Raw genomic sequence first — 15,679 nt, forward strand, 5'->3', positions numbered from 1 at the left:
GGAAAGCCCATGCAAACCAGTTTGCTGAAACCCAAGATCATCGCCGTGGAATCGCTGGGCGAGAACCACGCGAGGGTGGTCATGGAACCGTTCGAACGCGGTTACGGCCACACCTTGGGCAATGCGCTTCGCCGCGTGCTGCTGTCGTCGATGGTAGGCTACGCGCCGACCGAAGTCACGATCGCAGGCGTGGTGCACGAGTACTCGACGCTGGATGGCGTGCAGGAAGACGTCGTCAACCTGCTGCTGAACCTGAAGGGCGTGGTGTTCAAGCTGCATAATCGTGACGAAGTGACGGTTACGCTGCGCAAGGAAGGTGAAGGCGTCGTGACGGCCGGCGATATCGAGCTGGCGCACGATTGCGAAGTCATCAACCCGAATCACGTGATTGCGCACCTGTCGAAGGGCGGCAAGCTCGACGTTCAGATCAAGATCGAAAAGGGTCGCGGCTATGTGCCCGGCAACGTCCGTCGCTACGGCGAAGACACGGCCAAGATCATCGGCCGCATCGTCCTCGACGCATCGTTCTCGCCGGTTCGCCGCGTGAGCTATGCGGTCGAAAGCGCACGGGTCGAGCAGCGTACCGACCTCGACAAGCTCGTGATGAACATCGAGACGAGCGGCGTGATCACGCCGGAAGAAGCGATCCGCCAGTCGGCCCGCATCCTGGTCGACCAGTTGTCCGTGTTCGCGGCGCTGGAAGGCACGGAAACGGCAGCCGAAGCGCCGTCGCGTGCACCGCAGATCGATCCGATCCTGCTGCGTCCGGTGGACGATCTCGAGCTGACGGTTCGTTCGGCGAACTGCCTGAAGGCCGAGAACATCTACTACATCGGCGATCTGATCCAGCGCACGGAAAACGAGCTGCTGAAGACGCCGAACCTCGGTCGCAAGTCGCTCAACGAGATCAAGGAAGTGCTCGCTTCGCGCGGTCTCACGCTGGGCATGAAGCTCGAGAACTGGCCGCCGGCTGGTCTCGACAAGTAATCCCGGTTGTAGCCTGGCTATCGCTGTAGTTGGCAAAGATGCGGATTTTCCTTTAAAATCCGCATCTTGCTTTTTTCGTTACCGGCCCGTGCGCCCTCCGAGGCGCGATAGAAGAGCTGGACCAAAACTTTGAATCAAGGAAACTGAAATGCGCCATCGTCATGGTCTGCGGAAACTGAACCGCACGAGCAGCCACCGTCTGGCTATGCTCCGTAACATGTCCAACTCGCTGATCGAGCACGAAGTCATCAAGACGACGCTGCCGAAGGCGAAGGAACTCCGTAAAGTCGTCGAGCCGCTGATCACGCTTGGCAAGAAGCCGTCGCTGGCAAACCGTCGCCTGGCGTTCAACCGCCTGCGCGATCGTGACTCGGTCGCGAAGCTGTTCGACGTGCTCGGTCCGCGTTTCGCGAACCGTCCGGGCGGCTACCTGCGCGTGCTGAAGTTCGGCTTCCGCGTGGGCGACAACGCACCGATGGCACTGGTCGAACTGCTCGACCGTCCGGAAGTCGACGAAACGGAAAACGTGCAAGAAGCTGAATAAGCTTCCGGTACGCAGCAGGATCTGAAAGGGGCCGAGCGATTGCTTGGCCCTTTTTGTTTTTGGGATGCCGGTTGCGGTCGATTGTCGCAGGCTGGTGCCGGCAGCGTTGCGCGGGCTGCGCTACGATACGGGCAACCGGTGCGGTCCCTGGGCGGGTAACCGGCGCCGGCAGGCGCCTGCAGACCAGCGAGGAGAGCGGATGATAGTGGTGCTGATGCTGACGACGGTCCCCGATGCGCCGACGGCCGCGGCGCTCGCCGACGGCGCGCTCGACGCGCGGCTTGCCGCGTGCGTGTCGGAGCTCGGTACGATCAAGTCGCGCTATCACTGGCAGGGCAAGGTCGAAACGGCCGACGAGATCCAGTTGCTGTTCAAGACGAGCCCGGTTCGGGCGCTCGAACTGGAGCGATTTATTCTCGCGCATCATCCGTACGAGACGCCTGAAATCGTCTCGTGGCAGACGACGGCATCGGCCGCGTATGGCCAATGGGTGACCAACGAAACTCAACGTTTATTTCATGTTTAACGGTATGGCGCTTTCGGTGCGCGTGCGCGCGCTGCGGTTTCTTGCGGTCCTGTTGTCGTTCGTGCTCGTGCTCGTGCTGGGCGGGTTGTCCGCCGCGCGTGCGGCCGACGATTTCCTCGATCCGTCGGTTGCGTTCAAGTTCAGCGCGAGCGAATCGCCGGGACAGGTGGACGTCCGCTTCAAGATCGCCAACGGCTACTACATGTACCGCGAGCGCTTCGCGTTCGCGGTGAAAAGCGGCCAAGCCACGCTCGGCGAGCCGCAATTCCCGGCCGGCCACGTGAAGTTCGACCAGACGTTCCAGAAGGACGTCGAGACCTACCGCGATGAAGTCGTCGTTCACGTGCCGGTGAAGCAGGCGGCCGGGCCGTTCGAGCTCGCGGTGACGTCGCAAGGGTGTGCGGACGAAGGGATCTGTTATCCGCCGGCCGAGCACGTGATGAAGGTCGATGGCGCCGCGCTCGGCGCCGCGTCGCCGTCCGGCGACACGGCTGCCGCGGGCAGCTGGTTCGACAAGGTCACGAGCGCCGATTTCGCGCAGTCGCTGCTCGAAGGCCACGGCTTCTTCACGATCGTCGCGCTCTATTTCGTCGCGGGTGTCGTGCTGAGCCTGCTGCCGTGTTCGTACCCGATGATTCCGATCGTGTCCGCGATCATCATCGGCCAGGGCACGCGCGCGACGCATGCACGCGGCTTCGCGCTGTCGCTGACCTACGTGGTCGGCATGGCGCTGGTCTACACGGTGCTCGGCATCGCCGCCGCGCTGGTCGGCCAGAGCCTCGGCGCATGGTTGCAGAACCCGTGGGTGCTCGGCGCGTTCGGCGTGCTGCTGAGCGCGTTCGCGGTGTCGCTGATCTCGGGCAAGGACATCGCGCTGCCGGAGCGCTGGCAGAACGGCGCGGCCGAGGCATCGAGCGCGCGCCAGGGCGGCCACTTCGTCGCGGTCGCGGCGATGGGCGCGTTGTCGGCGCTGGTCGTCGGCGCGTGCATGACGGCGCCGCTGTTCGCGGTGCTCGCGTTCATCGCGCACACCGGCAATGCGTGGCTCGGCGGCGCGGCGCTGTTCGCGATGGGGCTGGGCCTCGGCGTGCCGCTGCTGGTCGTCGGCGTCGGAGCGGGGACGGTGCTGCCGCGCACAGGCGCGTGGATGGACGGCGTGAAGGTGTTCTTCGGCATCGTGCTGCTCGCGGCCGCGCTGTGGATCGTGTGGCCGGTGCTGGCGGGCGGGCTGAAGATGGTGCTCGCGGCGTTGTGGCTGCTGATCGCCGCCGCAGCGCTCGGGTTGTTCACGCCGAATGCCGGCGCCGCGTCGATCTGGCGCCGCCTGGGCCGCGGCGTAGGCGCCGCGCTCGCGATCTGGGCCGCGACGCTGCTCGTCGGCCTGGCTGCGGGCTCGACCGATCCCGTCAAGCCGCTGGCCGTGCTGGCGGCGCGTACGGTGGCGTCCGGCGGCGCGGCGACGGCCGGCGCGGCTGCCGCGCAGGACGGCCCCGCGTTTGCCCCGGTGCGCTCCAGCGGCGAACTCGACGCGCTGCTGAAGACGTCGGGCCAGCCGGTGATGCTGGACTTCTACGCCGACTGGTGCGTGAGCTGCAAGGAGATGGAGCATCTGACCTTCACCGACGCGCGCGTGCAGGCGCGGCTCGCGCAGCTTCACCTCGTGCGCGCGGACGTCACCGCGAACAACCCGGACGATCAGGCGCTGCTCAAGCGCTTTAATCTGTTCGGGCCGCCGGGCATCATCTTCTTCGATCGCAATGGCCGCGAGATCGGCCGCGTGGTCGGCTATCAGGCGGCCGACACGTTCCTGCGCAGCCTCGATCGGGCGGCCGTTCCGACGGTATGACGACGGGCGGCTGCGGCGACCGGCGAACGGAAGATCCGCGGCCGGCTGACGGTCGCGATCGACGGTAAACAAAAAACGGCGGAACACCGAGGTGTCCCGCCGTTTTTGCTGGCGCGTGCCGGCGCGCGATCAGCGCTGCGCTTTCAGCAGACGCGCGGCATCGAGCGCGAAGTACGTGAGCACGCCGTCGGCGCCCGCACGCTTGAACGCGAGCAGCGATTCGAGCACGACCTTGTCGTGGTCGAGCCAGCCGTTCATCGCGGCCGCCTTCAACATCGCGTATTCGCCGCTCACCTGGTACACGTAGGTCGGGAAGCGGAACTCGTCTTTCACGCGGCGCACGATGTCGAGATACGGCATGCCGGGCTTGACCATCACCATGTCGGCGCCTTCGTCGATGTCGAGGCGCACTTCGCGCAGCGCTTCGTCGCTGTTCGCCGGATCCATCTGGTAGGTCATCTTGTTGCCCTTGCCCAGGTTGGACGCCGAACCGACCGCATCGCGGAACGGGCCGTAGAACGCCGATGCGAACTTCGCCGAATAGGCCATGATCCGCGTATGGATATGGCCGTCGCTTTCCAGCATCTCGCGGATCGCGCCGATGCGGCCGTCCATCATGTCCGACGGCGCGACGATGTCGACGCCGGCTTCCGCCTGCGCACGCGCCTGGTCGACCAGGATCTCGATCGTGTCGTCGTTGATCACATAGGCGTTTTCGTCGAGCACGCCATCCTGGCCGTGACTCGTGTACGGATCGAGCGCGACGTCGGTCAGCACGCCCAGTTCGGGGAAGTGCTTCTTCAGCTCGCGCACCGCGCGCGGGATCAGGCCTTCCGGATTGGCCGCCTCGCGGCCGTCGGGTGTCTTCAGCGACGGCTCGATGGCCGGGAACAGCGACAGCACGGGCACGCCGAGTTCGACGCACTGCTCGGCGACGTGCATCAGCAGATCGACCGACACGCGCTCGACGCCGGGCATCGACGGGATGGGCTGGCGCTCGTTGGTGCCTTCGACGACGAATACCGGGTAGATCAGGTCGTCGGTGGTCAGGCGGTTTTCGCGCATCAGGCGGCGGGAGAAGTCGTCGCGGCGCATCCGGCGCGGACGATGAAGCGGATGGAAGCTCATGGCGGTTTGGCAGAAATCAGGGCAAGAAGGACCTTACGGAACCCTTAGGTCATTTTCGAGATCGTTGGTATATGATAGCGATCGAGCGGCACGCGTTGCGTGCAGCTCCCCGCTTCTCCTCCCTGAGCGGGTGCCTGTCGTTTTTCGATTAGGCTGTTTGACCCGCCGTTCAACGGCGGGTTTTTTTATGAGCCGGCCGAATCCGCAGGCGCCGTCAGGTGCGCAGGGCCGATCCCAGCCGCGCGTTGCCCGCTCATTGTGCTACAGGCTCGCTGTTTTCGTCGGCGACGGACGGCCGCAGCCAGCTCTCGATCAGTTCATGGGCCTCGTCGAGCCCCGTGCGCTTCAGCGCCGAGAACAGCTGGACCGTCAGCTTGCCCTTCACGCCCTGGTCGCGATACGCGTCGAGCCCCTTCTGCGTGTTGCGCAACGCGTTGATGCTTTCCTGGCGCGTCAATTTGTCGCACTTGGTCAGCAGCGTGTGGATCGGCTTGCCGGTCGGCGCGAACCATTCGATCATGCGCCGATCGAGATCGGTCAGCGGACGGCGCGAATCCATCATCAGGATCAGGCCGCAGAGCTGCGAGCGCGTCGCGAGATAGGACGACAGCAGCATTTCCCAGTGCGCCTTCGCGGCGCCGGGCACTTCCGCATAGCCGTAGCCGGGCAGATCGACGAGGTTCGCGACGGGCTCGGCGGCCGGGCCGACGGAGAAGTAGTTGATATGCTGCGTGCGGCCGGGCGTCTTCGACGCGAAGGCCAGCCGCTTCTGGTTGCACAGCACGTTGATCGCCGTCGACTTGCCGGCATTCGAGCGGCCCGCGAACGCGATTTCCGGCTGGACCGTCGGCGGCAGGTCGCGCAGATGGTTGACGGTCGTGTAGAAGCGGGCTTGATGGAGCAGAAAGGCCATGGGAACCGGAAGGACGGGCGGCGCGAGCCGCGTGGTGGAGGCGGGGTAGCCCCGATAGGCGCGGGAGCTTTCAGCACGATATTGTACAATACGGCGGTTTTGCCGAAGGCCACCGGGCGCCTGCCTCGCGCTTTTATGTGGCTTCTGCGGTAGACTGAACGCCGTCGTTTTTTGCAGAACCTCAAATTCCCACAAGACGAAACAGGGTGTGCGAATGAATCGACTGTGCAAGTCTCTGATGGTGCTTCAGGTTGCAGCAGGGTTCGTAGGTTTCGTAGCGGAGGCAAACGCGGCAGATGCGGCCAAGCCGGATCTGGACCGCGGCAAGGCGATTGCCGGGCAGGTCTGCGCGTCGTGTCACGGCGCCGACGGCAACAGCGCGTCGGGCAGTTTCCCGAAGCTCGCCGGCCAGCATCCCGAATATCTGGTCAAGCAGTTGAACGACTTCAAGACGCAGCCGGGCGCGAAGGGGCCGGTGCGTAACAACGCGGTGATGGTCGGATTCGCGAGCGCGTTGAGCGCGGACGACATGCGCAACGTCGCCGCGTACTACGGGTCGCAGACGACGAAGCTCGGTACCGCACGCAATGCGGCGACGGTGCCGATCGGCCAGAAGATCTATCGCGGCGGCATCGCGGAAAAGGGCGTTCCCGCCTGCGCGAGCTGCCACGGGCCGACGGGGCAGGGGATCCCGGTCCAGTACCCGCGTCTGTCGGGGCAATGGGCCGATTACACGGTCGCGCAGTTGACCGCGTTCCAGCAGGGTGCCGGCGCGCGCAACAACAACGAGGCGATGCATCAGATCGCGTCGCGGCTGTCGGATACCGAGATCAAGGCCGTCGCGGATTACATCGCGGGCCTGCGTTGAGCGGTCAGCCGCGAATGGAATGACCGGGCGCCCGAAGGGCGGCCGGAGTCAGAACAAGAAAAGGGTGGGGCGCCGCGCCGTCGCGGTTGCCTCGCCCTTCTTTTTTGCCGGCACTCGCCGGGCCGGGATGGCGCGGCTGGCAGGCGATGGGGAGCTGCGCTCCCCGAGCGAACATAGTGAGCGTGGGGGTGGTTTCCCCTTAGTCGGAGTTTGAATGAGCGTTACCACGTCGGGGTTGCAGTCGAAGTCGGGTCAGGGTGCGTCGAAACGTGCGGTCGAGTTGCTGAGCTCGATGCGTTTCGCGATCGCGCTGCTGGTGGTGCTGTCGATCGCGAGCATCATCGGCACGGTCCTGACCCAGGACGATCCGTATCCGAACTACGTGAACCAGTTCGGGCCGTTCTGGGCGGACATCTTCCGTTCGCTCGGCCTGTACAACGTGTACAGCGCGTGGTGGTTCATGCTGATCCTGATCTTCCTCGTCACGTCGATCTCGCTGTGCGTGATCCGCAACGCGCCGAAGATGCTCGCCGATGCGAAGAGCTGGAAGGACAAGGTCCGCGAAGGCAGCCTGCGCGCCTTCCACCACAAGGCCGAATACACGGCGTCCGGCACGCGCGCGAGCGTCGCGGCGACGCTCGCCGCCTTCGTCACGAAGGCTGGCTACAAGCACGTCGTGCGTGAAACCGACGGCGCGACGCTGATCTCCGCGAAGCGCGGCGCGATGACCAAGTGGGGCTATATCTCCGCGCACCTCGCGATCGTCGTGATCTGTATCGGCGGCCTGCTCGACAGCAACCTGCCGATCAAATTCCAGATGCTGATGTTCGGCAAGAGCCCGGTCAACACGAGCGCGACGATCAGCGATATCTCGCCCGACCATCGGCTGTCCGCGTCGAACCCGACCTTCCGCGGCTACGCGTGGGTGCCGGAGGGCCAGTTCGTGTCGACCGCGATCCTGAACCAGCCGAGCGGCTCGCTGATTCAGGATCTGCCGTTCTCGATCCAGCTCGACAAATTCATCGTCGATTACTACACGACCGGCATGCCGAAGCTGTTCGCGAGCGACATCGTCGTGATCGATCGCGAGACCGGCCGGAAGATCCCGGCGCGGGTGGAGGTCAACAAGCCGTTCACGTACAAGGGCGTGTCGATCTATCAGTCGAGCTTCCAGGACGGCGGCTCGCAGATGCAGATGACGGCCTATCCGATGACGGGCAGCCACGCGGCGACCGTCCCCGTGAAGGGCACGATCGGCAGCTCGGCGCCGCTGCAGGTCCCGGGCGCCGACGGCGACACGATCGAATTCTCCGATTTCCGCGCGATCAACGTCGAGAACATGGCCGACGCGAAAGGCAAGCCGGACGTGCGCGGCGTCGCGACCACCAGCTCGCTGAAGGAAGTGTTCGACGAGCGGCTCGGCTCGGGCGCGAAGACGTCGAAGCCGACGCAGCTCCACAACATCGGGCCGTCGGTGCAGTACAAGATTCGCGGCAAGGACGGCCAGGCGCGCGAATTCAACAACTACATGCTACCCGTCGACATGAACGGCGAGCGCGTGTTCCTCGCCGGCGTGCGCGCGAGTCCGAACGATCCGTTCCGCTACATGCGGATTCCGGCCGACAGCCAGGATTCGATCGGCGAATGGATGCGCCTGCGCGCCGCGCTCGAGGATCCGGCCGTGCGCACCGAGGCCGCCGCGCGCTTCGCGCAGCGCTCGCTGCCGGGCGACGCGTCGCTGCGCGGCCGCCTGCAGGACAGTGCGTCGAAGGTGCTGACCCTTTTCGCGGCGAGCGACGACAGCGTCGGCCGCGGCGCGGACGGCCAGCCGATCGGCGGCTTCCAGGCGGTGGCGACGTTCATCGACCGCTCGGTGCCGAAGGGCGAGCAGGAGAAGGCCGCGAGCCTGCTGTTGCGGATGCTCGAGGGCTCGATGTGGGAGGTGTGGCAGATCGCGCGCGAGCATGCGGGCGAGCCGGCCGCGCAACAAGGCGCCGACACGATCCGCTTCGTGCAGAACGCGATCAATGCGCTATCCGACAGCTTCCTGTATGGATCGCCGGTCTATTTGCAGCTTGACTCCTTCAAGCAGGTGCAAGCTTCGGTATTTCAGCTGACGCGCGCGCCCGGCAAGAATCTGGTGTATCTTGGCAGCCTGCTGCTGGTCGCCGGCATCTTCTCGATGTTCTACGTGCGCGAGCGGCGGCTCTGGTTCTGGCTGAAGGACGCCGGTTCGGGCGTCGAGGTGGTGATGGCCATGTCCACGGCCCGCAAGACCTTCGATTTCGAGAAAGAATTCGTGCAGACGCGCGACGCGGCCGGCGCCGCCTTGCACGCCGCACCTCGCGACGCCGCACCCGCCGGTGCGGCTTCGACGGCCCGCGCGCCTGCCGGCGGCGGTTCCGATTCCGAGAATTCCACCCGGTAACATCATGGATCTCACGCAAGTTTCCTCTTCCCGTACGGCGCCGGCAGCGTCGCCGCTGTTCGACGACCGTCCGTTCCTCGCGCGCCTGTCGCTGTTCGACTGGCTGTTCGCGCTGGCGCTGGTGGCGGGCGCGGGCTATGCGCTCGTGCACTACAACGCGCACATGGATTACTACGACAAGGCGGTGATGATCGGCACCGTGCCGGCGCTTGTCGCGCTCGGCTGGCGCTGGAAGCCCGCGCGGCTGATGATGGCGTCGATCGCCGTGCTGTCGCTGCTGTCGATCCAGATCTACCAGGGCGATCTCGCGCGCGCCGATTCGGCGTTCTTCCTCAAGTACTTCCTGTCGAGCCAGTCGGCGATCCTGTGGATGAGCGCGCTGTTCGTGCTCGCGACGATCTTCTACTGGATCGGCCTGCTCGCGCGCTCCGAAACGGGCGCCGCGATCGGCCAGAAGCTCACGTGGGTCGCCGTGCTGATGGGCTTCACCGGGCTGATGGTGCGCTGGTACGAGTCCTACCTGATCGGTGCGGACGTCGGGCATATCCCCGTGTCGAACCTGTATGAAGTGTTCGTCCTGTTCAGCCTGATCACCGCGCTGCTTTATCTGTATTACGAAGGCCACTACGGCACGCGTTCGCTCGGCGCGTTCGTGCTGCTGGTCATCAGCGCGGCGGTCGGCTTCCTGATGTGGTACTCGGTCGCGCGCGATGCGCAGCAGATTCAGCCGCTCGTGCCGGCGCTGCAAAGCTGGTGGATGAAGATCCACGTGCCGGCGAACTTCATCGGCTACGGCAGCTTCGCGCTGTCGGCGATGGTGTCGGTCGCGTATCTGATGAAGGAGCGCGGGATCCTCGCGGATCGCCTGCCGACGCTGGAAGTGCTCGACGACGTGATGTACAAGTCGATCGCGGTTGGTTTCGCGTTCTTCACGATCGCGACGATCCTCGGCGCGCTGTGGGCGGCCGAAGCGTGGGGCGGCTACTGGAGCTGGGATCCGAAGGAAACCTGGGCGCTGATCGTGTGGCTGAACTACGCGGCGTGGCTGCACATGCGGCTGATGAAGGGCCTGCGCGGCGCGGTGGCCGCGTGGTGGGCGCTCACCGGCCTGCTGGTCACGACGTTCGCGTTCCTCGGCGTCAACATGTTCCTGTCCGGGCTGCACAGCTACGGCAAACTGTAAGATTTCCGACGCTCGTCCGACTATCGAACCGCCGGTGCACTGCGTGCCCGGCGGTTTTCTTTTGTAACGCGGCGGGCGAACCGGGCGTCGAACGGCGCGTGACGGGCCGGGTCGAACGCTGATGAAGCATGCGCGCCGCGCATGCGGGAGGAACTGCACGATGTGGATCAAACGCCCTTTGCGTAACGTACTGACCGGCGCGGACATCGCGCCGAGCGAGATCACCCCGCGCGCGGTGTTCGAGAACCGGCGGCGCGTATTGCAGGCGGCCGGCCTCGCGGCCGCGGGCGGCCTGTTTGGCGCCAGCGGCGCGGCGCTCGCCGCGTATGCGTCGCCCGATCCGCGCGCGGCGAAGCTCGCGGCAAAAACGAACCCGAAGTTCGTCGCCATCGACAAGGTGACGCCGTTCAAGGACATCACGTCCTACAACAACTTCTACGAATTCGGCACCGACAAGAGCGACCCGGCGCAGAACGCCGGCACGCTGCGGCCGCGCCCGTGGCGCGTGAGCGTCGAAGGCGAGGTGCAGCACCCGAAAGTGTTCGATCTCGACGAGTTGCTGAAGCTCGCGCCGCTCGAGGAGCGCGTGTACCGGCTGCGCTGCGTCGAGGGCTGGTCGATGGTGATCCCGTGGATCGGCGTGCCGCTGTCCGAGCTGATCAAGCGCGTGCAGCCGACCGGCAACGCGAAATACGTGCAGTTCGTCACGCTGGCCGATCCGTCGCAAATGCCCGGCCTGTCGACGCCCGTGCTCGACTGGCCGTATTCGGAAGGGCTGCGCATGGACGAGGCGATGAATCCGCTGACGCTGCTGACGATGGGCGTCTACGGCCAGGTACTGCCGAACCAGAATGGCGCGCCGGTGCGGATCGTCGTGCCGTGGAAGTACGGCTTCAAGAGCGCGAAGTCGCTCGTGAAGATCCGCTTCGTCGACAAGCAGCCGAAGACGAGCTGGAACACGTACGCCGCGAACGAGTACGGCTTTTATTCGAACGTGAACCCCAACGTCGATCATCCGCGCTGGAGCCAGGCGACCGAGCGGCGCATCGGCGAGGACGGCTTTTTCACGCCGAAGCGCAAGACACTGATGTTCAACGGCTACGGCGATCTGGTCGCCTCGATGTATCAGGGCATGGACCTGAAGAAGAATTTCTGAGCACGACGGTGAGAAACGACATGCGTCCTTCGACGCTCACTTCCGAGCGCGCCGCGGGTGTCCGGTCGGCCGCACGCACCGCGCGGACCGGTGCGATCCGTCCCGCCGCGCCGCGCTGGCTCGCACCGGCCAAGGTGCTGGCGTTCGCGGCCGGCCTGTATCCGCTCGCGCGCGTCGTGCTGTTCGGGCTGACGGACCGGCTGGGCGCGAACCCGATCGAATTCATCACGCGCTCGACCGGCTTGTGGACGCTCGTCCTGTTGTGCATCACGCTTGCCGTCACGCCGCTCAGGCGCATCACGGGCTTCGCGTCGCTGCTGCGCTTTCGCCGGATGATCGGGCTGTTCGCGTTCTTTTACGCGACGCTGCATTTCACGACCTACCTGTGGTTCGACAAGTGGTTCGACGTCGTCGCGATCCTGAAGGACGTCGGCAAGCGCCCGTTCATCACCGTCGGCTTCGCGGCGTTCGTGCTGCTGATTCCGCTCGCCGCGACGTCGCCGCGCGCGATGGTGCGCCGGCTGGGGCGCCACTGGGCGACGCTGCACAGCGCGATCTATGCGATCGCGCTGTTCGGCGTGCTGCACTTCTGGTGGATGCGGGCCGGCAAGCACGATCTCGCGCAGCCGAAGCTCTACGCGGCGATCGTCGCCGCGCTGCTCGGCTGGCGGGTGGTTGCGTGGGGCTGGCGGCGCGTGCGTGCGTGACGCGGCGGCCCGAAAAAACAAAAGGCGATGACCGGGGAGTCATCGCCTCGTTGCGCGCGCCGCGCGGGCGGCATCGCGTCGTTACTTCGTGGCTGCCGGGCCCGATGCCGGGGCGGGCATGGTCGATGCGGTGCTCGACAGTTCGGGCGACAGCGTGAGCGGCGAGCCGGACGTGTCGGGCGTCTCGTCGGACGACGCGTTTTCGTCGGTCGGTTTCACGTCCGACGGCGGCGTGTTCTGCTGCTGGATCGGCTTGGGCATCGGGGGTACGGTGGGCAGATAGAGCGCGCCGCTTTGACCGCAGCCGGCAAGAATCGCCAAAGCCGCTACAATCGCGCTCATCCGGAAAACGACTCGCATGATCGTCCCTGAACAATTTAACCGATAGAGTTTAGCATGTCCGATACTGAATACCTGGCCCGTGCCGAGGCCGTGCTGGCGGCCGTCGAGCGTACCGTGGACGTCGCGAACGACGGCGATCACGACATCGATCTGGAGCGCAACGGCAGCGTGCTGACGCTGACGTTCGAAAACGGCTCGAAGATCATCGTCAACCTGCAACCGCCGATGAAGGAAGTGTGGATCGCCGCGAAGGCCGGTGGATTCCACTACCGTTTCGTCGACGGTGCGTGGCGCGATACGCGCACGGGCACCGAGTTCTTCTCGGCGCTCACCGAATACGCGACGCAGCAGGCCGGCCTGCCGATCACGTTCGGCGCGTGACGGCCGGGGCAGCGGGTCCCGAATGTCGTGCCCAAAGAAAAAGCGCCCCGCGGGGCGCTTTTTTCATGGTCGGGCCGCGGGTCAGTGGCCCTGGAACAGGTTCATGATGTCCTGCTTTTCCTGTTCGTCGACGTGCGGCACGGCCTCGTCGACGTTCTGCGCGGCCGGCGCCTGCGGCACGCCGACCGTCGACACGAAGCCGTGCCCCGGCGTGAACTCGGTGAAATACAGCTCGCCGCCGAGCGACTCGACGCCGTCCGGCACCGTCGGCTTGAATTCCGGCACGCCCTTCAGCGCCGCACCCATGTAGTCGATCCAGACCGGCAGCGACAGGCCGCCGCCGGTTTCGCGATCGCCGAGGCTGCGCGGATTGTCGTAGCCGATCCACGCGATCGCGGCGAGCGTGTGCTGGTAGCCGGCGAACCAGGCGTCGTGCGAGTCGTTCGTCGTGCCGGTCTTGCCCGCGAGGTCGGCGCGCTTCAGCACGTTGGTCCGCGCGCCCGTGCCGCGCTGCGCGACGCTCTGCAGCAGGCTGTTCATCACGTACGCGTTGCGCGCGTCGATCGCGCGCGGCGCGTTCTGCTCGGCGACGAGCGGCTGCGCGCGCGCGACGATCGCGCCGTTCGGATCGGTGACCTCGGCGATCAGGTACGGATTGACGCGGTAGCCGCCGTTCGCGAAGACCGAGTACGCGCCTGCCATTTGCAGCGGCGTGACCTGGCCGGCGCCGAGCGCCATCGGCAGGTAGGCCGGATGGCGCTCGGCGTCGAAGCCGAAGCGCGTGATGTATTGCTGCGCGTATTTCGTGCCGATGTGGTTCAGGATCCGGATCGACACGAGGTTGCGCGAGCGCTGCAGCGCGGTGCGCATCGACATCGGGCCCTCGAAGCCGCCGCCGTAGTTCTTCGGCTCCCACGGCTGGCCGCCCGTTTCCGCGGCGCTAAAATACAGCGGGCCGTCGTTGATCACGGTCGCCGGCCCGAGGCCCTTGTCGAGCGACGCCGAGTAGATGAACGGCTTGAACGACGAACCCGGTTGCCGCCATGCCTGCGTGACGTGGTTGAACTTGTTCTTGTTGTAGTCGAAGCCGCCGACGAGCGAGCGGATCGCGCCGTCCTGCGGGACGATCGACAGGAACGCACCCTCGACCTGCGGCAACTGCGTGATCGACCACTTGCCGGCGTCGTTCTTCACCACGCGGACGATCGCGCCCGGGCGGATCCGGCGGTTCGGCTGCGCGTTGGCCGACAGCGCGCCTGACGCGAAGCGCAGGTTGTCGCCGTCGATCGTCGCGGTACTGCCGTCGATGAACGCCACCGTGATCTGGCGCGGGCTCGCGGCCGTCACGACCGCGGCGATCAGCTCGCCGTTGTCGGGATGCTCGAGCAGCGCGTCGTCGATCGCCTGTTCGCGGTCGTCGGCACCGGCCGGCAGCTCGATGAAGCCTTCCGGCCCGCGATAGCCGTGACGGCGCTCGTAATCCATGATGCCCTTGCGCAGCGCGGTGTACGCGACCTGCTGATCCGCGGAATCGATCGTCGTGACGACGTTGAAGCCGCGCGTGTAGGTTTCCTCACGGTACTGCGCGTACATCATCTGTCTGACCATTTCGGCGACGTACTCCGCGTGCACGCTGAAATCGCGGCCCGGACCCTTGACGACGAGCGGCTGCGCGGACGCTTCGTCGTACTGTTCGCGCGTGATGAAGTTCAGCTCGAGCATCCGTTGCAGGATATATTCCTGGCGTACCTTCGCGCGCTTCGGGTTGACGACCGGGTTGTACGCGGACGGCGCCTTCGGCAGCCCCGCGAGCATCGCGGCTTCCGCGAGCGTGATGTCCTTCAGGTCCTTGCCGAAATAGACCCGTGCGGCGCTCGCGAAGCCGTACGCGCGCTGGCCGAGATAGATCTGATTCATGTAGACCTCGAGAATCTGATCCTTCGTCAGCGCGCGCTCGATCCGGTACGCGAGCAGCATCTCGTAGATCTTGCGCGTGTAGGTCTTCTCGCTCGACAGGAAGAAGTTGCGTGCGACCTGCATCGTGATCGTGCTCGCGCCCTGCGACGCGTGGCCGTTCGTCAGCGCGACGAAGCCGGCGCGGATGATGCCGGTGAGGTCGACGCCGCCGTGATCGTAGAAGCGCGCATCCTCGATCGCGAGGATCGCCTTCTTCAGCGAGTCGGGCACGTCCTTGAAATGGACGACGTCGCGGCGCTCCTCGCCGAATTCGCCGATCAGCACGTGATCGGACGTGTAGATGCGCAGCGGCACCTTCGGGCGATAGTCGGTCAGCGCATCGAGCGACGGCATGTTCGGCCAGGCCACGACGAGCGCGTAGCCGAGCACGAGGCCGCCGGCCACGACGAGGGCCACGCACATCGCGGCGAAGCCGAGCAGGACTTTTTGCCACCAGGGCCGCTTCTTCGGCTCCGGGGCGGGAGGCGGGGACGTAGGAGTCGTGGATTGCATAGGCATACCGGAAAACAGTCCCGCGATTATAGCTGCCCGGTAAGAGCGCTCCTGACGCGGGGGCCGCCCGTCGCCAAGCCGCGGGTCGGCGTGCCGTCAGCATAGTCCGTGCACGGCCGCCGTGGACCAATGCTGGCCGTTTGGCCGACTGTCGGCGGCGCGCGTCGCTTTGCAGAATCAGGTCTCGGATGCGCGGCATGG

General features: G+C 65.7%; 14 protein-coding genes. 10 read left to right on the plus strand and 4 right to left on the minus strand.

The window, feature by feature from the left end:
- Positions 1-9 precede the first annotated feature (9 nt).
- The 4 genes from rpoA to dsbD all read left to right on the plus strand — a co-directional run bounded on the left by rpoA (position 10) and on the right by dsbD (position 3,903).
- Positions 10-987 carry a DNA-directed RNA polymerase subunit alpha gene (rpoA, locus tag GJG85_RS01810; RefSeq protein ID WP_006477176.1) on the plus strand — a complete coding sequence of 326 codons (978 nt, stop codon included), beginning with the start codon at positions 10-12 and terminating at the stop codon, positions 985-987.
- A gap of 148 nt (positions 988-1,135) precedes the next feature.
- Positions 1,136-1,531 carry a 50S ribosomal protein L17 gene (gene rplQ, locus GJG85_RS01815; protein WP_006477175.1) on the plus strand — a complete coding sequence of 132 codons (396 nt, stop codon included), beginning with the start codon at positions 1,136-1,138 and terminating at the stop codon, positions 1,529-1,531.
- A 199-nt stretch (positions 1,532-1,730) separates the two neighbouring features.
- A complete protein-coding gene (cutA, locus tag GJG85_RS01820) occupies positions 1,731-2,057 on the plus strand; it encodes a divalent-cation tolerance protein CutA (RefSeq protein WP_050013166.1) in 327 nt (108 codons plus the stop codon).
- Positions 2,050-3,903 carry a protein-disulfide reductase DsbD gene (dsbD, locus tag GJG85_RS01825; RefSeq protein ID WP_204383559.1) on the plus strand — a complete coding sequence of 618 codons (1,854 nt, stop codon included), beginning with the start codon at positions 2,050-2,052 and terminating at the stop codon, positions 3,901-3,903. Before cutA ends, dsbD begins: the two co-directional genes overlap by 8 nt.
- A 129-nt stretch (positions 3,904-4,032) precedes the next feature.
- Here the strand turns inward: dsbD and hemB are convergent, their stop codons facing one another.
- Positions 4,033-5,031: a porphobilinogen synthase gene (hemB, locus tag GJG85_RS01830; protein WP_050013164.1), complete on the minus strand. Its 999-nt coding sequence runs from the start codon at positions 5,029-5,031 to the stop codon at positions 4,033-4,035.
- A 253-nt stretch (positions 5,032-5,284) separates the two neighbouring features.
- Entirely contained in the window at positions 5,285-5,944 is a 660-nt protein-coding gene (yihA, locus tag GJG85_RS01835; RefSeq protein ID WP_050013163.1) for a ribosome biogenesis GTP-binding protein YihA/YsxC, read from the minus strand.
- A 214-nt stretch (positions 5,945-6,158) separates the two neighbouring features.
- On the opposite strand from yihA, the gene GJG85_RS01840 reads away from it, so the two are divergent.
- The 5 genes from GJG85_RS01840 to msrQ all read left to right on the plus strand — a co-directional run bounded on the left by GJG85_RS01840 (position 6,159) and on the right by msrQ (position 12,286).
- Positions 6,159-6,812 (plus strand): c-type cytochrome, encoded by a 654-nt coding sequence (locus GJG85_RS01840; RefSeq protein ID WP_050013162.1) that lies wholly within the window; start codon positions 6,159-6,161, stop codon positions 6,810-6,812.
- 214 nt (positions 6,813-7,026) lie between these two features.
- Positions 7,027-9,240 (plus strand): cytochrome c biogenesis protein ResB, encoded by a 2,214-nt coding sequence (locus GJG85_RS01845; protein WP_050013161.1) that lies wholly within the window; start codon positions 7,027-7,029, stop codon positions 9,238-9,240.
- A gap of 4 nt (positions 9,241-9,244) precedes the next feature.
- Positions 9,245-10,423, plus strand: coding sequence for a c-type cytochrome biogenesis protein CcsB (gene ccsB / locus GJG85_RS01850; protein WP_050013160.1), 1,179 nt, complete (start codon positions 9,245-9,247; stop codon positions 10,421-10,423).
- A gap of 160 nt (positions 10,424-10,583) precedes the next feature.
- Positions 10,584-11,579 (plus strand): protein-methionine-sulfoxide reductase catalytic subunit MsrP, encoded by a 996-nt coding sequence (gene msrP, locus GJG85_RS01855; protein ID WP_124631185.1) that lies wholly within the window; start codon positions 10,584-10,586, stop codon positions 11,577-11,579.
- A 20-nt stretch (positions 11,580-11,599) separates the two neighbouring features.
- The gene (gene msrQ / locus GJG85_RS01860) at positions 11,600-12,286 is read left to right on the plus strand and encodes a protein-methionine-sulfoxide reductase heme-binding subunit MsrQ (protein ID WP_176015605.1); all 687 of its coding nucleotides are present in this window, start codon (positions 11,600-11,602) and stop codon (positions 12,284-12,286) included.
- 81 nt (positions 12,287-12,367) lie between these two features.
- Here msrQ and GJG85_RS01865 read toward each other — a convergent pair whose 3' ends face one another.
- Entirely contained in the window at positions 12,368-12,646 is a 279-nt protein-coding gene (locus tag GJG85_RS01865; RefSeq protein WP_050013157.1) for a lipoprotein, read from the minus strand.
- A gap of 36 nt (positions 12,647-12,682) precedes the next feature.
- On the opposite strand from GJG85_RS01865, the gene cyaY reads away from it, so the two are divergent.
- Entirely contained in the window at positions 12,683-13,009 is a 327-nt protein-coding gene (gene cyaY, locus GJG85_RS01870) for an iron donor protein CyaY (RefSeq protein WP_050013156.1), read from the plus strand.
- A gap of 81 nt (positions 13,010-13,090) precedes the next feature.
- Here the strand turns inward: cyaY and GJG85_RS01875 are convergent, their stop codons facing one another.
- Positions 13,091-15,484: a penicillin-binding protein 1A gene (locus GJG85_RS01875; protein WP_050013155.1), complete on the minus strand. Its 2,394-nt coding sequence runs from the start codon at positions 15,482-15,484 to the stop codon at positions 13,091-13,093.
- Positions 15,485-15,679: the final 195 nt, after the last annotated feature.

Origin of the sequence: Burkholderia sp. MS389, assembly GCF_016899425.1 — a bacterium.
GTDB lineage: Bacteria > Pseudomonadota > Gammaproteobacteria > Burkholderiales > Burkholderiaceae > Burkholderia > Burkholderia sola.